16 protein-coding genes are annotated in these 20,744 nt (G+C 68.7%); 4 read left to right on the forward strand and 12 right to left on the reverse strand.

The window, feature by feature from the left end:
• Nucleotides 1–372 precede the first annotated feature (372 nt).
• From ACFXKZ_RS34215 to ACFXKZ_RS34240, 6 genes are all read right to left on the reverse strand, one after another.
• Entirely contained in the window at nucleotides 373–3,420 is a 3,048-nt protein-coding gene (locus ACFXKZ_RS34215) for an alpha-mannosidase (RefSeq protein ID WP_380005733.1), read from the reverse strand.
• An 81-nt stretch (nucleotides 3,421–3,501) separates the two neighbouring features.
• Nucleotides 3,502–4,824 carry a glycosyl hydrolase gene (locus ACFXKZ_RS34220; protein ID WP_380005735.1) on the reverse strand — a complete coding sequence of 441 codons (1,323 nt, stop codon included), beginning with the start codon at nucleotides 4,822–4,824 and terminating at the stop codon, nucleotides 3,502–3,504.
• A 75-nt stretch (nucleotides 4,825–4,899) separates the two neighbouring features.
• Nucleotides 4,900–5,766: a carbohydrate ABC transporter permease gene (locus ACFXKZ_RS34225; RefSeq protein WP_380005737.1), complete on the reverse strand. Its 867-nt coding sequence runs from the start codon at nucleotides 5,764–5,766 to the stop codon at nucleotides 4,900–4,902.
• Nucleotides 5,767–5,873: 107 nt separating this feature from the next.
• On the reverse strand, nucleotides 5,874–6,749 hold the full coding sequence (locus ACFXKZ_RS34230; RefSeq protein ID WP_380005739.1) for a carbohydrate ABC transporter permease: 876 nt from the start codon (nucleotides 6,747–6,749) through the stop codon (nucleotides 5,874–5,876).
• 73 nt (nucleotides 6,750–6,822) lie between these two features.
• Nucleotides 6,823–8,121: an extracellular solute-binding protein gene (locus ACFXKZ_RS34235; RefSeq protein ID WP_380005741.1), complete on the reverse strand. Its 1,299-nt coding sequence runs from the start codon at nucleotides 8,119–8,121 to the stop codon at nucleotides 6,823–6,825.
• 423 nt (nucleotides 8,122–8,544) lie between these two features.
• Nucleotides 8,545–9,639, reverse strand: a complete 1,095-nt coding sequence (locus tag ACFXKZ_RS34240) for a LacI family DNA-binding transcriptional regulator (RefSeq protein ID WP_380005743.1) — start codon at nucleotides 9,637–9,639, stop codon at nucleotides 8,545–8,547.
• 399 nt (nucleotides 9,640–10,038) lie between these two features.
• On the opposite strand from ACFXKZ_RS34240, the gene ACFXKZ_RS34245 reads away from it, so the two are divergent.
• The 3 genes from ACFXKZ_RS34245 (at nucleotide 10,039) to ACFXKZ_RS34255 (ending at nucleotide 13,185) form a co-directional block, all read left to right on the forward strand.
• Nucleotides 10,039–10,311, forward strand: a complete 273-nt coding sequence (locus ACFXKZ_RS34245; RefSeq protein ID WP_380005745.1) for a hypothetical protein — start codon at nucleotides 10,039–10,041, stop codon at nucleotides 10,309–10,311.
• Nucleotides 10,312–10,457: 146 nt separating this feature from the next.
• Nucleotides 10,458–11,381: an endo-beta-N-acetylglucosaminidase H gene (locus ACFXKZ_RS34250; protein ID WP_380005747.1), complete on the forward strand. Its 924-nt coding sequence runs from the start codon at nucleotides 10,458–10,460 to the stop codon at nucleotides 11,379–11,381.
• Between the two features lie 490 nt (nucleotides 11,382–11,871).
• Nucleotides 11,872–13,185 carry an MFS transporter gene (locus ACFXKZ_RS34255; protein WP_380005749.1) on the forward strand — a complete coding sequence of 438 codons (1,314 nt, stop codon included), beginning with the start codon at nucleotides 11,872–11,874 and terminating at the stop codon, nucleotides 13,183–13,185.
• Nucleotides 13,186–13,239: 54 nt separating this feature from the next.
• On the opposite strand, the gene ACFXKZ_RS34260 is transcribed toward ACFXKZ_RS34255, so the two are convergent.
• The 6 genes from ACFXKZ_RS34260 to ACFXKZ_RS34285 are packed head-to-tail and all read right to left on the reverse strand — an operon-like array spanning nucleotide 13,240 to nucleotide 19,281.
• Nucleotides 13,240–15,036, reverse strand: a complete 1,797-nt coding sequence (locus ACFXKZ_RS34260; RefSeq protein ID WP_380005751.1) for a gamma-glutamyltransferase family protein — start codon at nucleotides 15,034–15,036, stop codon at nucleotides 13,240–13,242.
• A gap of 23 nt (nucleotides 15,037–15,059) precedes the next feature.
• On the reverse strand, nucleotides 15,060–15,938 hold the full coding sequence (locus ACFXKZ_RS34265; protein ID WP_380005753.1) for a PhzF family phenazine biosynthesis protein: 879 nt from the start codon (nucleotides 15,936–15,938) through the stop codon (nucleotides 15,060–15,062).
• Entirely contained in the window at nucleotides 15,935–16,828 is an 894-nt protein-coding gene (locus tag ACFXKZ_RS34270; RefSeq protein WP_380006097.1) for an LLM class flavin-dependent oxidoreductase, read from the reverse strand. Before ACFXKZ_RS34270 ends, ACFXKZ_RS34265 begins: the two co-directional genes overlap by 4 nt.
• Nucleotides 16,829–16,833: 5 nt before the next feature.
• Complete coding sequence (locus ACFXKZ_RS34275; RefSeq protein ID WP_380005755.1) at nucleotides 16,834–17,799, reverse strand: hypothetical protein; 966 nt, start codon at nucleotides 17,797–17,799, stop codon at nucleotides 16,834–16,836.
• Complete coding sequence (locus ACFXKZ_RS34280; RefSeq protein WP_380005757.1) at nucleotides 17,796–18,275, reverse strand: VOC family protein; 480 nt, start codon at nucleotides 18,273–18,275, stop codon at nucleotides 17,796–17,798. The genes ACFXKZ_RS34275 and ACFXKZ_RS34280 overlap by 4 nt, the downstream gene beginning before the upstream one ends.
• Before the next feature lie 58 nt (nucleotides 18,276–18,333).
• Nucleotides 18,334–19,281 carry a class I SAM-dependent methyltransferase gene (locus tag ACFXKZ_RS34285; protein ID WP_380005759.1) on the reverse strand — a complete coding sequence of 316 codons (948 nt, stop codon included), beginning with the start codon at nucleotides 19,279–19,281 and terminating at the stop codon, nucleotides 18,334–18,336.
• 479 nt (nucleotides 19,282–19,760) lie between these two features.
• Between ACFXKZ_RS34285 and ACFXKZ_RS34290 the strand changes: the two genes are divergently transcribed.
• Complete coding sequence (locus tag ACFXKZ_RS34290; RefSeq protein ID WP_380005761.1) at nucleotides 19,761–20,735, forward strand: amidinotransferase; 975 nt, start codon at nucleotides 19,761–19,763, stop codon at nucleotides 20,733–20,735.
• Nucleotides 20,736–20,744: the final 9 nt, after the last annotated feature.

Raw genomic sequence — 20,744 nt, forward strand, 5'->3', positions numbered from 1 at the left:
GATGGGGCGGTGGCACCACGTTCGCCGAGCTCACCCTCGCGGTCCTGCACGGGGCACAGGCCACCACCGTGACCTCGACCGAGGGCCGCATGGCCCTGGCAAAGGCGAACGGCCTTTCCACCGCGGACCGCAGACGGTTCCCTGACATCGCCTTCGACGAATGGCAAGGCGCGAACCCGTTTTACAGTCCCGTGGAATCTCACCCGCCGAATCCTCGACTCACTGGATGTGCGGAGCAGATGACCTGATGCTCGATACAGGCCGGTCCGGGAAAGGCATGGCCGGTGGATGCGGGCGTGCCGGACGACCTGCACGACGCCGGGGCGGGCCGTCGAGCCGGACGCTCGGGGAGCCGTCCGGCTCGACGGCGGTTCAGGCACCGGTCGAGCGACGGGTGAATCGCAGTGTGACCAGCTCGAAGGGGCGCAACTTCAGGCGGATGGCGCCGTCCGCCTCAAGTTCGGGTCCCTCACTGTCGGCGACTCGGCGCTCCAACAGGTCGCAGATGGCGACCCCGGCATGGGGGAATCCCGCCGTCAGGCGCGTTTCGGCCCGGCCGCCTCGGGCCTCGTAGACCCGCACGACGACGTCGCCGCTCGTGTCGTCGGCGAGCTTGACGGCGCTGACGATCACGGCGGCGTTGTCCATGCCCACCAGCGGCGCGACCTCCGTGTCGCCCGGTATGCGGCGCTCGGGCAGGTTGATCGCCCAACCTTCGCGGACCGCGTCACCGATGACGGCGCCGGGCACCAGCGCGTGCCGGAAGCGGTGCATTCCCTGGTCGGTCTCCGGGTCGGGGAAACGCGGCGCGCGCAGGAGCGAGGCTCGCACCGTGGTGGTGGTGCCGTGGTCCTCACGCACGGTCCGCGTGACGTCGTGGCCGTAGGTCGAGTCGTTGACCAGTGCCACGCCCCAACCCGGTTCGTCGAAATACAGGAAACGGTGGTTGCATGCCTCGAATTTGGCGTGCTCCCAGCTCGTGTTCGTGTGTGTCGGTCGGTGGAGGTGTCCGAACTGCGTCTCGGAGGCGTAGCGTTCGGTGTGGATGTCGAGGGGGAATGCCAACTTGAGGAACTTCTCGGTCTCGTGCCAGTCGACCTCGGTCTCGATGTCCAGGCGCTTGGCGCCGGCGGTGAGTGTGAGCGTCTGGACGGCCTTCGAGGATCCGAACGAACGGTCCACACGGACCGTGACGGCCTCGTCCGTGTCCTGGTTGATCGTCACCTCGTCGGCGTCGGTCAGGTCGGTCACGGTGTTCCGGTAGAACTTGTCGACGTCCCACGCGTCCCACATGTTCGGGAAGTCGGGGTGCAGTTGGAGCAGGTTGCCGGGCTGTCGGGGGGCCAGCGACTCCCGCCCGGCGGCGATGTCGTAGACCGACGTCACCAGTCCGCGCTGGTCCACGGTCACTCGGATCAGTCCGTTGTCCAGCACGAATGAGCCGTCGTCGCGCGTCGAGAGACTGCACCCGGTCGACCTGCCCGCGGCCCGGGTACCGGCTCCGGGAGCGACACCGCCGCGCGTGTGCGGTGCGGCGTTGAACACGATGACGTCGCCGGCGGCCGGATCGCCGGCCAACGCACGCTGTGCCGCATCGATGATGGCGTGGAGGTCGGCGGCGACCACCGCGTATGTCGCCTCCGCCTCGCGGTGCACCCACGCGATCGACGAGCCCGGCAGAATGTCGTGGAACTGATGCAGCAGCACCGTTTTCCAGATGCGGTCCAGAGCCTGGTACGGGTAGGCGTAACCGGTTCGTACCGCGGCGGTCGCGGCCCACAGTTCGGCCTCGTGCAGCAGGTGTTCGCTGCGTCGGTTGCCCTGCTTGGTCTTGGCCTGGCTGGTCAGCGTGGCACGGTGCAGTTCCAGGTACAGTTCCCCGACCCACACAGGCGGGTTCGCGTACTCGGCCTCCGCTTTGGCGAAGAAGTCCGCGGGTTTTTCCCAGGCGACCTTGGCGGACCCCTCCAGGTCACGCATCCGGGCGGCTTTCGCGATCATCTCCCGGGTGGTGCCGCCCCCGCCGTCGCCCCAGCCGGTCGGGGCCATCGAGTGCCTGGCGACACCCTTGTCCTTGAAGTTGCGTGCCGCGTGCGCTATTTCGCGGCCGTGCATCGAGCAGTTGTAGGTGTCGATCGGCGGGAAGTGCGTGAAGATTCGTGTTCCGTCGATTCCCTCCCACAGGAACGTGTGGTGGGGGAACTTGTTGATCTGGCTCCATGAAATCTTTTGGGTCAGCAGCCATTTGCTGCCTGCGGCCTTGATGATTTGCGGCAGTCCGCCGGCGAACCCGAACGTGTCGGGCAGCCATACCTCGTCGTTCTCGATGCCGAACTCGTCCAGGAAGAATCGTTTGCCGTGTACGAACTGCCGCGCCATGGCCTCGGAGCCGGGCATGTTCGTGTCCGACTCGACCCACATGCCACCGGTCGGCACGAAACGGCCGGCGGCGACCGCCTTCTTCACGCGGGCGTACACCTCCGGTCGGTGCACCTTGACGAACTCGTACTGGGCGGCCTGCGACATCGTGTAGACGAAGTCCGGTTCGTCATCCAACAGTGCGGTCATGTTCGCTGTCGTCCGGGCGACCTTGCGCACCGTCTCCCGGAGCGGCCACAACCAGGCCGAGTCGATGTGCGCGTGACCCACTGCGCTCAGCCGGTGCGCCGACGCGGTGGCCGGCACCGACAGGGCCTCCGCGAGCTGCGACCGTGCCGCGGCGGCCGTGCCGTTCACATCCTGCAGATCGATCGCGTCCAACGACCGCTCGATCGCCCGCACGATCTCGTATCGACGCCCGGCGTCCTTGGGCAGTTCCAGCATGAGTTCCCCGAGCACCTCGAGATCCTGCACCAGGTTCCACACGTCCTGGTCGAACACTGCGAGGTCGATCCGCCGCAGCCGATACTGCGGCTCGTCCCCGGAGGTCTCCTTCTCGCCGAGCAGGGTCGGCAGGAAGGGGTGGTAGTCGAGCACGACCGGGTTGGATGCGGCCTCGACATGCAGCAACACCTCTTCCCCACCGACCGCCGGCGCAGCGATCCGTACCCACTGATTGCGCGGATTGAGGCCCTTGACCGGGGTACCGTCCGGCCGGTAGACGAGGCCCTCGCACTGGAATCCGGGCATGTTCTTGTCGAAGCCCAAATCGATCAGCGCCTCGACGGTCTTCCCGGCCCATGCGGTGGGCACGGTCCCGGAAACCGTCAGCCAACTCGTCCCCCAGGGCGCGCCCCACTTCGCTCCGGTTTCGATGGGGGTTCGCGGTGCGGCCAGCCCCTCGGCCACCGGCACCGGCTCGCCGGGCGCGACCCAGATTCCGATCCGGAGAGGCACCGACTCGGGGTAGATCGCGGGTACGACGCGCTCTTCCAGGACGCGCTTGAGGCGGCTTTCGATCAAAGACCGGTCATCATGCATCGCTGCGGCTCCAGAATCGGTGGCGGCTGTGTGGCCGGGGATGGGCGGGTGAAAAAGCGTCCGGCGGCGGGTCGGCGACGGTCAACATGCCGTGACCTCTCCCACCCTCACGATTTCGGTGATCCCTCGGGCGTCCAGGTGGGTCTGATCCCCGACACGTTCGGCCAGCACGGTGGTGGGCCGCACGCCCTCTTCGGCCAGGCGCATGAACGCTTCGAAGTACGCGCCCCCGGGGCCGCAGGTCGAGCGCGTGGTCACGGTGTCGGGGAGGTCGAGGACGAGGGCGGTGGTACGCGGTTGCGGCTCGTGGCCCCGCCGGCGCACCTCGTCGACGATCTTGGCGATCTCCAGACCGGCCGGCTTCGGCTCCTGGTGGTGCGTCAGCAGTCCGAGGCTGTATTCCACCTCGGGAAAGTCCGCCAACGCGCGGTCGATGTCGTGCGAGCACCACCACGTGACACCCCACAGGTCTTCGCAGTCCAGCGCGTTCTCGATGGTCTTGCGGGTGAAGTCGGCGGCATCTGCGGCCGCTATGTGAGGCGCCGGGGCACCGACCTCCTGCAGCCACACCGGCCGGTGTACATCGGCCGACCATGCCTTCGACAATTCGATCAGGTACGCGGCGTGCTGGTTCGACGCCGTCGACTTCGCGCCGTAGCGCTGCGCGGTTCCGTTGAAAACCCAGGAATGGACCGCCGTGGCGGCGCCGATGCGGGCCGAGTGGGCCGGGGTGAAGGGATGGTCGTCCAGGTACCAGGCCGCGTCGTAGGAGCAGTGCAGGTGGAACCGGCCCGGTGCTCCGGTCTCGCATGCCTCGAGCATGCGCTCCAGCCATGCCGCGGCCTGCTCGGAGCTGATCCGGTCCGGGTCCGGGTGCGGGTCGCCGGAGAATTGGTTGGTCTCGTTGCCCAGCGTCATGCCGAGGAAGTTGGGACGGTGGGCCAGGGCCGCTGCCAGGGTCCGCAGATACTCCTCCTCGCCGGAGAGCGCCTGCGGGTCGGTGAACATGTTGCGCCGGTGCCATGTCCGGAGCCACGAGGGCTGGAAGTCGAAGCTGGACAGATGTCCCTGGAGTCCGTCCACGCTCACGTCGAGCCCACACTCGCCGGCCGCTTCTGCCAGCGCCACCAATTGCTCGACGGCGCGCGGCCGGATCAGCGTCCGGTTCGGCTGGAACAGCGGCCATAGGGGGAAGACCCGGATGTGGTCCATCCCCAGCGCGCTGATCGCGTCCAGATCCGCGCGCACGGCGTCCGGATCGAAGTCCAACCAGTGGTGGAACCAGCCGACGCTGGGGGTGTAGTTGACACCGAAGCGCGGTGTCGTCGAAGTGGCCGCGGGAGTCGGCGCGGTGGGGGCTGTGGGCCTCGTGGACCCTGGGGAGACGTGCCGGGGCTCGGGCATGGGCGCGAAGCTTCCTCCGTGCAAGGGGCGGTGTGGCCGCCGGGGTGATGGGCGAAAACCCGCGCGGTACCTGGCTCAGCCCTTCACGGCGCCCTCCCCGACGCCCTTGAAGAAGAGCCGTTGCAGGCAGACGAACAGGACGAGGATGGGCACCAGCGCGATCATCGCGCCGGCCGCGATGGTCCGCGGATCGGCGGAGAAGGTGCTTTTCAGGTAGGACAGGCCGACGGTGAGCGTCAGATTGGACGGTGTCTGCAGAACCAGCAATGGCCACAGGAAGTCGTCCCATGCGCCGATGAACGTCAGGATCGCGATCACGGCCAGCGTGCCCTTGACGTTCGGCAGACCGACGAAACGGATCCGCTGCAGGACGGTCGCGCCGTCGATGACCGCGGCCTCGTCGATGTCCTGGGGGATCGACAGGAAGGCGTTGCGCATCAGCAATACGTTGAGCGCGCCGATCATGCCGGGCAGGGCCACCCCCAGCAGCGAGTCCCCCAGGCCCAGGCGGGTGATGGTCTGGAACTGGGAGATGATCGTGACCTCGGCCGGAAGCAGCAGGGCGGACAGGAACAACCCGAACACCAATCCCCGGCCCCGGAACCGCAGCCGGGCCAGGGCGAATCCGGCGAAGGTGGCTCCGACCAGATTCCCGGCCACGCAAAGGATGGCGACCACAAGGGAGTTGGCGGCGAAGTGCCAGACCGGGATCGTACGGGCGACCTCGCCGTAGTTGTCGAATGTCGGGTGGTGCGGCACGAACTGCGGCGTGGCCGCGTAGACGTCCTCGCTCTTGCTCTTGAGCGAGGTCGACAGCTCCCACAACAGCGGTCCGATCGTGATGAGCGTGGCGAACAGCAGTGTCGTGTAGCGGGCCACCAGGCCGGCCGGGGTACTGCGGCCGAGGGCGCGGGAGCGCCGGCCCCGCCGGCGGCGGCCCACCGGACCGGCGAACTTCGGGCGGCTCCCGGATTCGGTGGCGCGGCCAACGACCGCGCCGTTGACGTGATCGGCGTGGTCGGCCCGATCCGCGTGCTCGTGGACGGTGCTCAGCGCTCTGCCCTCCGGTTGAGCAGGACCAGAAGTGCCATCGGCCCGATGGTGATCACGAACAACAGGACGCTGAGCGCGGAGGCGTATCCCACGCGGCCGTCGCTGCCGGACACGGACTGCTGGATCAACATGACGACGGAGACGTCCCGGCCACCGACGCCCCCGGTCCTGCCGCCGAGGATGTACAGCTCGGTGAAGACCCGCATGGCCGACACCGTGACGAGCATCGATGCCAGCAGCATGGTGCCTCGGACCCCGGGGACGGTGACGGACCAAAACCGCCGTACCGCTCCCGCGCCGTCGACCGCGGCCGCCTCGTGCAGCTCGCGGCGCACGTGTCCCAGCGCCGACAGGTAGAGGATCATGTAGTAGCCGAGGCCCTTCCAGACCGTCAGGGCGATGGCGCTGAACAGCAGCAGCCACCTGCCGGTCAGGAACGGGATCGCGGAGTGGATCACATCTGCCTGCTGCGCCAGTCCGTTGGCGATTCCGCGGTCGTCCAGGAGCCACTGCCAGATGAGTGCGACGACCACGGCCGAGGCGATCACGGGGAAGTACAGGACGGTTCTGAAGAACGCCATGAACGGCAGGTTTCGCTCCACCAGCAACGCGAGAAGCAGCGGCAGCATGGTGAGCAGCGGAACGCAAACCGCGACGTAGACAAGGCAGTTGACCAAGGCGTCCCGCAACTGCGGGTCGTCCAGTATTCGGTGGTAGTTGCGCAGTCCGACGAAGTGCCCGCCGGTCAGGGTGTGGACGTTGGTGAAGGACAGCACCCCGGTGTTGACCGCCGGCCACAGGCTGAACAGGGCCAGGAACGCGAACGCGGGGAGAACCAGCAGCCATGGCGTGTACCAGCGGTGGGGCCTCATGATCTCCTCATGGGTCCGGGACCGCCGACGGGCAAGCGGGAACGCACCCGCCGACGGCACATGGGGGCGGGTGTCAGTCGCTGAGCAGTTGGTTCGCTTTGGTGACGGCGTTGTCGAGCGCCTGCTTGGACGATTGCTTCCCGGTCATCGCGAGTGCGATCTGCTGGTTGAGGTAGGTGTTCATCGCGTCCGTCCACCCGGGAGGCGTGAAGTTCACGGCGTGCTGCATGCCCTGGTATGCGAGGGCCGTGGCGTCGCCTTGGGGTGTGCCGTCGCTCCTGCTGTACACCGGGTCGGCGGCCGCGGCGGCGGTGCCGGGGAGGTAACCCTGGGCCAGCTTGACGAAGGCCGTCTGGTTGGCGTTGTCCGTCACGAACCTGGCGAACGCCAGCGCCAGCGGCAGGTTCTTGCTCTTCGCGGCGACGGAGATGCCCTGCACGTACAGCGGTGGGGTGTTCAGGGCCGGCGAGGGGACGACCTGGGCGGCGAGTGTGGGGTTGGTCTGCGCGAGGCTGTCGATGTAGTTGCCGGCGCCCGTGGTCCACGCCACCTGTTGCTTGGAGAACAGCGTCGAGTTGCCCTCGTAGGTGTCGGTGAGCACGTTGGACGGCAAGTAGCCCGCTTGGAACGCCTCGGTATACCGGTCCAGCATCGCCTGCGCGCCGGGGGTGCTGAAGTCGAACCTCTTCCCGTCGGCGGTCATCAGTTTCGTACCGGAGTCGACGATGTCGGAGAGGCCGGGCGAGCGGCTCATCAGGAAGTCCTTGCCGCCGGACCTGTCATGCATGATCTTTGCCTGGGCGAGCAGGTCTTCGAAGGTCTTCGGCGGCTTCGTGGGATCGAGCCCGTTGCGGGTGAGCATGGTCTTGTTCCAGTAGCTGACGTCCGTGCCGAGGTACCAGGGCAGTCCGTAGGTGGCGTTCGCGAAGTCGGGGAACGTGTAGGCGTCCAGACCGCTCTTGACGTAATCGGCGGAGAGTGTGGGCACGTTCTTGGTCAGGTCGAGCAGTGCGCCCACCTTGGCCATCGAATGTGCGATGTCGGGCGGCAGGTTGACGACGTCCGGCAGGCTGCCGCTGGTCACCTGGCTGCTGACCTTGGTCGAGTATCCGTCGCCCGGCTGGTCGATCCAGTTGATGGTGGTACCGGGGTGCTTCGTCTGGAAGTCCGCGATGAGCGCGGTGAAGTAGGGCGTGAACTTGTCGTTCTTCAGCGACCAGGTCTGGAACGTCACGGAGCCCTTGAGCGGGGTGTCCGTGGCAACGGTCTTGTGGTCGGCCTGCTTGTCGCCGCCGCCGACACCGCAACCGGCCAGGGGCAGCAGAACCGCGACCGCGGCGAGCGCCCCCGCGAACTTGAGTCTGAAGTGCATGAGCGCCAACTTTCTCGTCGAACCGAAAGGGCGGTGCATGGGGATGCCGGGCCGTGCCCGAAGAACGCCGTAGAAAGCGCCGACCGCAACCGGACGCAGGTTTTACGAGGCGAACCGGGTGGCGAACTAAAGCGCTATAGCCGGTGAACGAAACTATGGAACGACCCCGGAATACATGTCAAGACGCGGCCGTGGAAGATCCCGTCTCGCCGACACGTGGGGACCATGCCGTGACGCACGTGCAGCCCCGCCGCGGATCCCCGTCCCGGAACATGCGAAGCCCGTACGGCGACGAGCCCGGGGGATCGCGCCGATTCGCGCCGAGCCGATCCCCCGGGCCGCCGGACGCACCGGGGACAGGCACCGCAGGAGCACCGATCGGGCCCCGGCCGGCACAGGACCCGGGGCGGGCTGGGCCCCCAGTCAACCGCGCGGTCGGACCCGCCGCGCTTCGGCGGGCGCTGCCGTGCTGCCGCGGGCCACCAGGGTGGGCAGGGGATCCGGGACCACGCTCGCCGGGCCGCCGTCCAGCAGGCGCAGGAGCTGCTCCGTCGCATGGCGGCCGTAGGCCGCGGTGTCGCGGACCAGAGAGGTCAGCGGTGGATGCGCGGTACGGCACAGGACGGAGTCGTCCCAGGCGACGATGGACAGGTCCCGCGGGACCACGAGCCCGCCCTCGACCGCGACCGCAAGGCCCGCCATGGCCAGTATGTCGTTGTCGTAGACGATCGCCGTCGGGGGCCGCGGTGCCTCGAGGGCCCTGCGGGTGACCTCGGCGCCCTCGGCCTCGGAGTAGTCCGTGGGCACCGAGGTGACGTCGACCGACCCCAACCGGGCCGCCTCCGCCCGAAGCGAATCCACCCGGCGCCGAGTGTGCACGAGTGCGGGCAGGCCCGCGATGTGCAGAATTCGGCGATGACCGAGCCCGTGCAGGTGTCCGACGATCGATGCCATCGCGGCCGCGTCGTCAGCCCATACCGTGGAGATGCCCGGATAGGCCGGCGTGTGCGTGGCGAGCGCTCCGATGACGACGGCCGGCAGGCCGAGTTCGTCGAGCAGCCGCGGGCGCGGGTCGTCCAGTCTCGGATCGACGACGAGCAGACCGTCCACCCGGCGCTCCGCCCACCACCGGCGGTAGACCGCGCACTCCTCGGCCACGTCCTCCACCACCTGGAAGAGCAGTCCCAGGTGGCGCACGGCAAGCGACTCCTGGATACCGGAGACGAGTCGCAGAAAGAAGGACTCCACTTCGAGCGTCCGCGCGGGCCGAGCCAGGACCAGGCCCACGGTGGCCGAACCCTCGCCGGACAGCGCCCTGGCCGCGGTGCTGGCCCGCCAACCGAGCTCCTCGGCCACTCGTCGAACCCGGTCACGGGTCGTGGGTGAGACCCCGGGACGGTCGTTGAGCGCGAAGGAGACCGCGCTCTCCGACACCCCCGCCCGCCGGGCGATGTCCTTCATCGTGGGACGGCGGGTCGGCCTCCGGCGACCGGGCTCCGGCGGGTCCGTGGCATCCATGGCGCGAAGCCTACCCCAGCCGTGTCGCCCGGGTAATGCGCTTGATCCAGTGTGTACTAAAGCGAATTAGTTGAGCGGCCTACCCATCCCCACCTCGCCTGTTGTCGGCATCGGCGAATTGGTGCGAAAGAAACCGTTGACAGCCCCGGTGGCAGCCGTCAATCTGACGTTCGGCTCATCCGCATCATCCCGGCGGCCCCGCCGGGTTCCCCGGAATCGGTGGCGTCCTCGGCTCCGCCGGCCGCAAGAGGTGCCGTGCGCAACCCGGGGCCGCCGGATCTCCCGCACCCGACGCCGTCAGCGCGTCGACGAGAATGAGGGGGCAGGGCCGACATGGAGCCTGGACCGCCGGAGCCACCCGGTCAATCGCGGTGGTCGGACGCGGAGTTCGATCGATTGGTGACGTTCGCGCGGGGCGCGCGCCCGGCCGGCGGCGGGTTCGACCGGCTGGACGACGTGGGTGTTGCCTCGTCCGACAACACCGTGCACACCTGGATCACCACGCGGATGACCCATGTGACCGTCCTGGGCACCCACGACCCCGCCACCTTCCTGCACCCGAACCTGCTGACACAGGTACCGGCCGAGGCGTCCCTGGCTTCGGCCCTGACCTGCGCCCGCCCGGGCGCCGGCCCGCCGACCGTGACCGACGTGGCGGTCCACCGCCCGTGAGCACCCTTCGACCAGGGGGTCGGACGACGCCTTCCCCCTTCGGTGCGGCGCGCCCGGAACCCGACCGGGCGACGCGACACCACCGGCTCACTCGGCGCTTCCGAACAGGTCGGGCGCCGACTCCTACGACGGGAGATCGATCGACCATGTCGAAACTGCTACGGCGCAGAATGCGGACAGCCGCGCTCGCGCTCTCGACCATCGCGGCTCTCACATTCGGCGCGACCGCCCCGACCGGCGCGGCAGCGGCCCCCGCCCCCGCCCCCATGAAGCAGGGGCCGACCTCGGTGGCGTACGTCGAGGTGAACGATCAGAGCATGCTGAACGTGGGCAAATACACCCTCGCCAACAGCGGCGGCAACGTCTTCGACGTAGCCGTGATCTTCGCAGCGAACATCAACTACGACACGGAAACGAAGTCGGCCTATCTGTACTTCAACGAAAACGTGCAGCGCGTTCTCGACAATGTTGCCACCGAGGTCCGACCGTTGCAGCGCAAGGGCATCAAGGTCGTCCTCTCGGTGCTCGGCAACCACCAGGGCGCGGGCTTCGCCAACTTCCCCTCGCAGCAGGCGGCTTCGGCGTTCGCGACACAGCTGTCGGACGCCGTGACCAGGTACGGCCTGGACGGCATCGACTTCGACGACGAGTACGCCGAGTACGGCAACAACGGCACCGGTCGGCCCAACAGCAGCTCGTTCGTGCACGTGGTGACGGCGCTGCGGGCGAACATGCCGAACAAGATCATCAGCCTCTACAACATCGGCCCGTCCGCGTCGCGCCTGTCCTACGGCGGCGTCGACGTCTCCTCCAAGTTCGACTACGCCTGGAACCCCTACTACGGCACCTGGCGGGTCCCCGGTATCGCGCTGCCGAAGTCGAAGCTGTCACCGGCGGCCGTCGAGATCGGCGGAACCTCGCAGGGCACGGCCGCCGGCCTCGCCCGCCGCACCGTCCGCGAGGGGTATGGCGTGTTTCTCACGTACAACCTCGACGGCACCGATCGCAGCGCCGATGTCTCCGCGTTCACCAGGGAGTTGTACGGCACCGACGCCCTCTACACGCCGTAGGGCAACCGCGCTTCCCGGCGCATGGTGCACTCTCGGGGCTCGTCGCTTCCGATAGGGGACGATTCGCGCAAGCCGCGCCCGTGACAGCGATGTCGGGGCGCGGCCCGGCACGGCTCCTCACCTCTGTTGATCATGCGCTTTTCCATGCCTCACCTCTGCACCGCACCGTCCTACCGGGCGGGGGCCTCTCCGGCGGCTTCGCCGCGAGCCGTGTGGCGCACCGCCACATCCGGAGACGGTCCTCGGAGAACCAGCCCTCCCAGGGCACTCGTCCAGTCTCCGCCGGGAGCCGTACCGGGTTCGACGAAATCGCCCGCGGCGGACGAGAACGACCGTCCGCTGCGGGCGACACGGAGTGTGGGTCAGGTCGCCACCGCAGGCTTTCCGCAGGGTATTCGGGTCGAATGCGCCGTCGGCGTGTTGGTGCCTGCCGGGCGCCATCCCTCTCGTCTCCCGTTCGTCGGGGCCGGCCGGCTGCCAGACTGGGGCGGTGACTACGGCGAAATCGGCGGCATCGCAGGGGCTTCCGGCGTCGAGGCTGGGCAGGAAGTTCACGCTGCTGTGGTCGGCCTCGTCGGTCTCCGCCGTGGGTGACGGCATGCGGGACGCGGCCCTGCCCTTGTTGGCCGCCACGGTGTCGTCGTCACCGAGCGCCGTGGCGTTGGTGACGGTGGCCGGAACGCTGCCCTGGCTGGTGATGTCCTTGGTGGGGGGTGTCCTGGCCGACCGGTTCGACCGGCGGCGCCTGATGTGGCAGGTCGACCTGGTGCGCGCCGTGGTGGTCCTGGGCTTCGCCGCGTGGGTGCTGGTCGCGAGCCCGCCGTTGGTGGTGCCGGCCCTGCTGGCCTTCGTGCTCGGGTGCGGCGAGACGGTCTTCGTCAACGCGTCCACGTCCACCCTGCCGGATGTGGTGCGGCCCGAGCAACTCGAGGCCGCCAACGGTCGTCTGGAGGGCGGTCTCATCGTCGGCGGACACTTCGCCGGCCCGCTGCTGGGCTCCGCCCTGTTCGTTGTCGGCGCGGGGTACCCGTTCGCCGTGGACGGCGTCTCCTTCGTCCTGGCCGCCGCCCTGGTGGCCGCGTTGGGTCGGTCGAGCGCGAGCACGCCGTCACCTCGTCGCCCGGTGGCGGCGGACATCCGCGAGGGCGTTCGCTGGACCTGGAGGCACCGCGGGATCCGGCTGCTGGCCATCGTGGCAGCGGTGGCGTCGATGGCTTTCTATCTGGCGGTCACCATGCTGGTGCTGCTGTTGACGAAGACCCTGGGGGCATCGCCCGTGGCGTACGGCATGGTGTTGGCCTCGGGTGCCGTCGGCGGAGCGTTGGCCGGCGTCACCTCGGGCCGGCTGCGCGACCGCCTCGGCCTGACGTCCAGAATCGGTCTGTCCTTCTTCCTGATGGGAGCCTCACTGCTGGGTCTGGGGATCGGCTCCTCCGTGGCCTTGGCGGCCGTCCTGTATGCCGTGGCCAGTTTCGGTGTGGTGACCTGGAACGTGCAGGTGGTCTCCCTCAGGCAACGGGTCGTACCGCGTCGGCTTCTCGGTCGGGTCAACAGCTGTTACCTGTTGCTGAGCCGTCTGGGGATCCTGGTCGGCGCCGGACTCGGCGGCTGGCTCGGTTCCGCGTTCTCCGTGCGCACCCCCGTCGTTCTCGGCGGTGTCGTCCTGCTCACGTCCCTCGTCGTGGTCCCCGGGTTGGCCAGTCTCGAGGCGGTGCGAAGCCGACCCGCCGGACTCGACGGCACAGCCGATCCGGACCCGGATCCGGATCCGGATCCGGTCGACGATCCGACGCTCCCCCGGTGACCGGGCACCGCTTTCCGCAGGGCCGGGCGCGGCTCCCACCGCGCCCGTCCACGGTCACCGAACGACCGCGTACGCCTGTTGCCCACGCGGACTCGCCGCCGCCAGCACGCCGCCGTGCGAGTCCGGGCCCGTGGCACACACCTTGCCCAAGGTCATCGGCGCGACCGTCTGCACCTCGTGGCAGCGCCGGCGAAGCTCGGTCAGGACGGCCGGATCGAACCCGTCCTGCTCCAAGACCGCGGCCAGTGGCCGCGCCTGGCGGGGCGTGAACGAGCTCGGTACGTGATCGGTGTGGAAGGTCGCCGCTTCCACCGCCTGCTGGGGGCTCATGCCGAAGTCGACGTGGTTGACGAAGAAGTTCAGGGTCCACTGGTCCTGTTGGTCGCCCCCGGGCGTACCGAAGGCCAGGTAGGGCGCGCCGTCCCGGAGCGCCAAGGTCGGACTGAGCGTCGTACGCGGCCGTTTGCCGGGAGCGACGGAGTTGTTGTGTTCCTCGTCCAACCAGGCCATCTGGCCTCGGGTGCCCAGCGCAAATCCGAGACCGGGGACCACCGGCGAGCTCTTGAGCCACCCGCCGCTGGGGGTGGCGACCACCATGTTGCCGTCGCGATCGGTCGCACTCACGCAGCACGTGTCGCCCTTCGCCGCCGTCCGCTGCAGGACGGTCGGGATGCCGTCGGCCAACTGCCGCAGCCAGTCCGGGTCGCCGGAGGAGGCGGACACGTCCAGTACCGGGGGAATCCACGGCTTTCGACCGTCGGGGGAGCCGGGGCGCAGGACATCGGACGCCTCGGCTCCGATCAGGGTCCGGCGGGCCGCCGCGTAGGCGGGGTCGAGGAGGCCGGCCAGCGGCACGTCGGCGTGCTCCGGGTCGCCGTACCACGCCTCCCGGTCCGCGAAGGCCAACTTGGCGGACTCGATCACGGTGTGCACGTGGTCCGCGCTCCCGAAGCCCATCGCGTTGATGTCGAAGCCCTCCAGCAGGGCCAGTTGCTGGAGGAAGACCGGGCCTTGGGACCAGGGACCCGCCTTGTGCACGCTGTGACCGCGGTAGTCGAGGGTCACGGTGGCCTCGACGGGTACTCGCCAGCCGGCCAGGTCGTCGCCGGTGAGCAAGCCGCCGTTGTGCCGGCCGGTGGAGTCGATCGGCTCCTCGGTCGCCATGAACCGGTCGACGGCCTCGGCGACGAATCCCTCGTAGAAGGCCGAGATCGCGGCGTCCGCCTGTGCCTCGCGCGTTCGTCCGCCGGCCGTGGCCTCGGCGAGGATACGGCGATACGTCCGGGCCAGCGCCGGATTGCGCATCCGGGCACCGGGCGCGGGAGCCGCGCCGTGGTGCAGATAGGTACGGCCGGACTCGGTCCACTCGTCGCGGAAGAGCGGCGCCATCACCTCGATCATCGCGGCGGTTTTGGGCAGCAGCGGATATCCGTCCTCGGCGTAGCCGATCGCGGGCTCCAGCACGTCCTGTACCGTCAGCCGGCCGAAGTCGCGCAGCAGGCGCATCCAGGCGCCGAAGGCCCCGGGCACGGTGGCCGCCAGCAGGCCGGAGCCGGGTATCACCGCCAGCCCGCGCCGGCGAAACGCCTCGGGCGTCGCCTGCCGCGGCATCGGGCCCTGTCCGCAGACGACCTGGGTGGACCCGGTCGCCGCGTCGTAGACCATGATCGGGACGTCTCCGCCGGGGCCGTTGAGATGCGGCTCCACCACCTGGATGACCAGGGCCGCGGCGGTGGCGGCGTCGAACGCGTTCCCGCCGCGATCGAACATCGCCACGCCCGCCGCCGAAGCGAGCCAGTGCGTGGAGGAGACCGCGCACGCGGTGCCGTGCAGTTCCGGACGATGCAGCACGAGACGTCCTTCCGGGGGGTCGGTCAAGGGGATTCGACGGGGTCCGCGAGGTGTCCGGAGGCGACCGGTGTCACCCGGCCGGTCACGCTGCCTCGCACCACGAGGCCGTTCTCGACCGTCACGGTGCACTCGAGCAGTGCGGGGCGGCCCGCCTCGGCTCCCTGGCGGACCGTGTATCCGTGCTCGCCGTTCGTGGCGGGCAGTCGGCCGGCGACGATCAGCCACCCGCCCAGGGCCATGGCCACCGGTCCGCAGGCGGGGTCCTCGGGGATGCCGAAGCCGGGGGCGAACAGCCGGGCCCGGGCGAGGCGATCGGCCGGGTCCCAGGTGAACAGGCACAGAGCCGGCAGAGCGACGTCACGCATGTGCGCGTAGTCGGGTCGGGCCCGGGCGATCGCGCCGGCGCGGACCGGGAGCACCGCGAAGCCCCCGCCGAAGCCCGCCAGTCGCGGCCCGCCGTCGCCGTCCGTATCGGCGAGGTCTGCCTCGGTCAGCCCCACCGCGTCGAGCAGTGGTTGCCGATCCAGCGGCTCGCCGCGCACCGGCCCGCTCGCGTGCAGGGTGGCGCGGTCGGCCCGCGCCGCGAGCACCTGGCGTCCGGTGCCACATTCCTGCACCAGCCGGCCGGTGGGAACGCGGCCCAACCGGGCCAGCGTGGCGGCGGTCCCCACGCCGGAATGCGCGCCGTGCGGTGATTCGGCGTCCGGACCGAAGACGCGCACCCGGTACGACGCGTGGGGCGAGGTCGCGGGGAGGACGAAGGCGGTTTCCGCGGCGCCGAGTTCCGCCGCGACGCACTGCATCACGGCGGACGACAGTCCCGTCGCGTCGGGGACCACGGCCAGGGCGCTGCCCGTGAAGGGACGGTCGGTGAACATGTTGACGAGCTCGTAGCCGATCATCGTGTGCCCGTCGACGTGAAGAGCTTGCCGGCGATCCGCTCCACGACCTCGGGACTGCCCTGGTAGGGGAAGTCGGCTCGGGGCCAATGGACGACCAGGTCGGTGAAGCCGATGTCCGCGAACAGGCCGCAGGCGTCCTCGTAGGCGTCCACCGAATCGATCACGCCGGTGATCATCGCGCCGGTGACGACCAGGCGGCGCACCGTCGAGGGGTCGCGGCCGATGTCCGCGCACGCCGCGTCGAGGGCGTGCGCCTGTGCGCGAAGCTTCGCGATCGCCGGTGCGTAGCCGCTCGGTTCACCCCAGCCGGGGTCGCCGGCCGTCACCCAGATGTCGGCGTGGCGAGCCGCCAGCCGGATACCTCTGGGGCCGGTCGCGGCGATGGCCAGGGGCAGGCGCGGGCGCTGGACGCAGCCCGGCACCATGAAGGCGCCGTGGGCTTCGAACCAGGCACCCCGGTGGTCGGTCACCCGTCGGCGCAGCAGCAGGTCGGTCATTTCGACGAACTCCGCGAAACGGTCGTGGCGTTCGGCCGGGGACGGCGGTGTGTGGCCCAGCACCCGGTCGTCGTGGCCTCCGGCGCCGGCGCCGAGTCCGCAGATCAGCCGGCCGTCCGAGATGTCGTCGAGGGTCATCAATTCCTTGGCGAAGGTCACCGGGTGCCGGTAGGACGCGCCGGCGACCATCGTCCCGAGTCCGATCCGGGAGGTGGCCTCGGCCGCGGCCGCCAGCGTGGGGACGGCGCCGAACCAGGGCTTTTCGCGCAACCATCGCCACATCAGGTGGTCGTAGGTCCACGCGTGGTCGAAGCCGAGTTCCTCGGCGCGCGTCCACAGTCGCCGCGCGTGCGACCAGCGCTGCTCGGGCAGCAGGATCACCCCGTGCCGCATGGCGCTCACGAGGCGGTCATCTCCTTGGCCACCCGGGCCGCGGAGAAGCCGGCGGCCAGACCGGCGACGCGAAAGAGCGAGGGGGTCAGATCGTCCTCGCACTCCACGATGTCGGGGTGTCGCATCTCCGCCAATGTCTCGTCCCGGCTCTCCGGCGACCCCGGGTACAGGCCGTTCGTGGCGAGGTCCATCACGATGGCCTTGTTGCGCCGCAGCAATTGCACCAGGATCTCCTGCCGCGTGGTCGGCGCCCGCAGGGTCAGGAAGTAGCAGTCGAAGATCCCTTCCCACATGCGGGGCTGGTTGGCGTCGCGTTGCGCGACCGACTGCTGGAGCAGCGACCTGCCGCCTTCCACCAGCTTGGCCGCGACCCCCAGGTGGATGCGGTGGCTCAACTCGACCTGTCGGACCAGCCGTTCCCGCTCGGAGTCGACCACGGGCGGCAGTTTCCGGCCTCGGAACAGGCTTCGTACCGGCGGGTAGTCCGGCGCCCAGGTACCGCTGAAGGTGCTGTGCAGCCGATGCATGCTCGGTCGGATGTCCGCGTTGTAGATGGCGCTGTTGCACGAGCCCGTGTACAGCAGCATCCCGCAGTACGCCCGCACGTATTCCGTCACGGCGACCGAGGCGGCCTCGCGGTCCTTCGGGTTCGAGGACAGTCGCGACAGTTCGTCCGCCAGCAGGCGCCAGATCACGAAGGAGACGTGATGGCCGATGATCCAGCGAAACCAGAACAGTTGCCCCAGGCGGCTGTCGTCGACGGGCGGGGTGATCCCGAAGCCCTCCTTGGCCCGGGCCAGAAAGCCCAGGCACGCGTCGTCGAGGTCGGCTTCGTCGCGACTGCCGCCGTCGGGCGCGGCGCTGTTCGGCGCGGGCATCGTCAGCGGTTCCAGGCCGTAGGGGTAGTCGCCGAAGTCCCAGCCGCTGGTGCCGGGCAGGGAGAGTGCGGCGACGGCCGACGGGCGCCTCATGCGTTTTCCCCCACTGCTCCCCCGATGCAGGTGAACTCGAATTCCAGGCCGTTCACGTCGAGACAGTAGAAACTTTGGGTGCCCTGCGCGTCGGTCACGATCTCGGTGGGTTGCTCCGGGTCGATGAACGCGTAGCGGTGCGAACGGGAGAGTTCCAACCAACGGCTGCGCCAGGTACGCAGTTCGGCGGGCGTTTCGACGCTCAGGCACACGTGTTGGAAACGAGGTGCGTCCGGCGCGGCTCGGCCCTCGGCGGGGGTGCCGCGTTCGAAGAGATGGAAGTGCGCGGCCCCGACGGCCAGTTCGGCCATCCGCACGACGCCGGGCAGGCGGGAAACGGTCAGGTCCGAGAATATGTCCGTCGCCCAGGTCAGCCGGCCGCCGAAGAAGTCCTCGTACCATGAAATCGAGTTGTCGAGGTTGTCCGTCTGCACCGCGATGTGGTGCAGAACGGGCACCGATTCGAGATCGGGCATACGAATCCTCTCCGGTGGCCGGCGGCCTGCGTCGGCCGGTTCCGACATCCTGCGTGGCTCAGAGCCTTTCGAGTTCGAAGATGACCTCGCCGACGGCGATGTCGATCGAATTTTTACTCCTGAGCCGCCAACCGCCTTCCTCGAAAACGGATTCCCAGTCGCGCACGGTCGGAATGAAGGTGCCCATCATGTCGTGCGCGACCTCGAATCCCAGCGCGAAGATCGGCAGGTCACGGTCGGCGACTCCCTCGCTGCGGGTGGCGTCACCCAGCAGGAATCTGCGCGCCCGCGGGAACAGGGTGCGCAGCCGCCGAAGGTTTTCGATGCACCTTTGCCGGGGCCAGAAGTCGTGCCCCATCATGAAACAGGTCAGGAGTTCGACCTCTTCGAACGCCGGAACCGGGGCCATCGTCAGCACGTCGGCCTGCACGAACGTCATCCGGTCGGCGAGGCCGGCCGCGGCCGCTGCGGCGGTTGCCATCCGTACGGCCGGCTGGGCGATGTCGATGCCCACGGCCCGGGTACCCGGATGGCGGCCGAGGAGTTGCATGAGCCGCTCGCCGCTGCCGCAGCCCAGGTCGGCGACGACGTGAAAGTCGAAGTCCAGTCCCTGCACCGTCTGCCAGAACCAGGGGTCGTAGCAGAACTTGCTGATCTCCCGGCACGCGAAGGCGATGGCGGCGCTGTCGCGCGGGCAGAAATTTCCCACCCGGTTCTCGGTGCGCACGACCTCGGGCGCCCGCCGGAACAGATCGGCACTCCCCCTGGTGAGCCAGTGAAAGAACGATTTGTTTCGGTATGCCTCGGAGAAGTGGACGCCCGGTAATATCTTGAACTCTTCGCGTTCGACGATCCCGACCGCCGACAGTGCCCGAAAGAGGCCGAGAACGGAAGCGGTGTCGAGTCCCCGTTCGGTCGCGAAAATCTGCACGTCGAGCATTCCCTGCGTGTGTAACTCGTCAAACATACCGAGTTCCCAGGCGGCACCGATGGCCGAGGCCGCCACCGCAGAATTGTATATGTGGATTATCGCTCTTTCGCTGTCCCCCGGCGTCACATCCACCCCTCTCACGCAAAATGGTGAGAAACAAAAATTTACGACAGGCGACATTTAATATCCATGATCACAATCGGATAACGCAAGTGACGTGCGTCACATCCACGCCATGTTGACAGGGCGACCGCACCGACGGCAGGTTCACCATGACCCACCTGGACGACCAGGGCCGCCGACCACTCGGCACGCCGGGATGGCGGCTTGAATCGATGTCACCCCGCCTGCCTCGCGGCCTCCCTGGATAGGGCTTGGCGCGACCGTCGGACCGGAATGCGGCAGAGTGACTGGAGTTCACATTGTCCGATTCGTCAGCAGACATACCCTTATCGGGAAATTCTTCCGTCTCGTCATATACCGAGTGGGATCCACTCGAAGAAGTGATTGTCGGGATAGTTGACGACGCCACGTTTCCCCCGTGGCACGCGTCATTGGAACCGGTCATTCCGGCGCACCAGCACGAGACCTTCCGCCGTTGCGGCGGGCAACCGTTTCCCGCGGAGCTGATCGCCGCTGCCCGCAGGGAACTCGACGAGTTCGTGCACATCCTCGAAGCCGAGGGGGTGCGGGTCCGACGCCCCGAGCCGGTCGCGCAGCGCACGCCCTACGCCACGCGCGAGTGGACCAGCACCGGCCTGTACGCGGCCATGCCGCGGGACTGCCTCCTGGTGGTGGGCGAGGACGTCATCGAGTGCCCGATGGCCTGGCGCTCCCGGTACTACGAAACCCTCGCCTACCGGCCGCTCCTGAAGGAGTACTTCCGGACCGGAGCCCGGTGGAGCGCCGGACCCAAGCCCGAACTCACCGACGAACAATACGACTTGACATGGACCGAGCCAGCCGAGGGGATGCCGACCCGGCTGATCGTGACCGAGTTCGAGCCGACCTTCGACGCGGCCGACTTCCTGCGGCTCGGGCGCGACATCGTCGCGCAGAAGAGCAACGTCACGAACGAGTTCGGCATCGACTGGCTGCGCCGCCATCTCGGTGATCGATACCGCATCCACGTCCTCGAGTTCGACGACACGCACCCCATGCACATCGACGCCACGCTGGCCCCGCTGGCTCCCGGGAAGCTGCTCGTGCACCCCGAGCGAGTGTCGAAGGTACCCGCGATCTTCAACGGCTGGGACGTGCTGCGCGCCCCCCGGCCGGTGATTCCCGACAGTCACCCGCTCTACCTGACCAGCAAGTGGATCAACATGAACGTCCTGATGCTGGACGAGAACCGCGTCGTGGTCGAACGCGGCGACGAGCCGATGATCTCCGCGATGAAGGAGTGGGGCTTCACCCCCATTCCGTGCAGCTTCCGCAACTTCAACAGTTTCGGTGGCTCCTTCCACTGCGCCACCCTCGACGTGCGACGCAGCGGCGGACTCGACTCCTATCTCGATTACCCCGGCTGACCCACCGCA

The sequence above is a fragment of the Embleya sp. NPDC059237 genome (genome assembly GCF_042754105.1).
Lineage (GTDB): Bacteria > Actinomycetota > Actinomycetes > Streptomycetales > Streptomycetaceae > Embleya.

Excerpts from the sequence above, each read along its gene's own strand:
- ACFXKZ_RS34215 (WP_380005733.1), bottom strand. The coding sequence starts at position 3,420 with ATGCATGATGACCGGTCTTTGATCGAAAGCCGCCTCAAGCGCGTCCTG.
- ACFXKZ_RS34220 (WP_380005735.1), bottom strand. The coding sequence starts at position 4,824 with ATGCCCGAGCCCCGGCACGTCTCCCCAGGGTCCACGAGGCCCACAGCC.
- ACFXKZ_RS34230 (WP_380005739.1), bottom strand. The coding sequence starts at position 6,749 with ATGAGGCCCCACCGCTGGTACACGCCATGGCTGCTGGTTCTCCCCGCG.
- ACFXKZ_RS34235 (WP_380005741.1), bottom strand. The coding sequence starts at position 8,121 with ATGCACTTCAGACTCAAGTTCGCGGGGGCGCTCGCCGCGGTCGCGGTT.
- ACFXKZ_RS34240 (WP_380005743.1), bottom strand. The coding sequence starts at position 9,639 with ATGGATGCCACGGACCCGCCGGAGCCCGGTCGCCGGAGGCCGACCCGC.
- ACFXKZ_RS34250 (WP_380005747.1), top strand. The coding sequence starts at position 10,458 with ATGTCGAAACTGCTACGGCGCAGAATGCGGACAGCCGCGCTCGCGCTC.
- ACFXKZ_RS34265 (WP_380005753.1), bottom strand. The coding sequence starts at position 15,938 with ATGATCGGCTACGAGCTCGTCAACATGTTCACCGACCGTCCCTTCACG.
- ACFXKZ_RS34270 (WP_380006097.1), bottom strand. The coding sequence starts at position 16,828 with ATGCGGCACGGGGTGATCCTGCTGCCCGAGCAGCGCTGGTCGCACGCG.
- ACFXKZ_RS34275 (WP_380005755.1), bottom strand. The coding sequence starts at position 17,799 with ATGAGGCGCCCGTCGGCCGTCGCCGCACTCTCCCTGCCCGGCACCAGC.
- ACFXKZ_RS34280 (WP_380005757.1), bottom strand. The coding sequence starts at position 18,275 with ATGCCCGATCTCGAATCGGTGCCCGTTCTGCACCACATCGCGGTGCAG.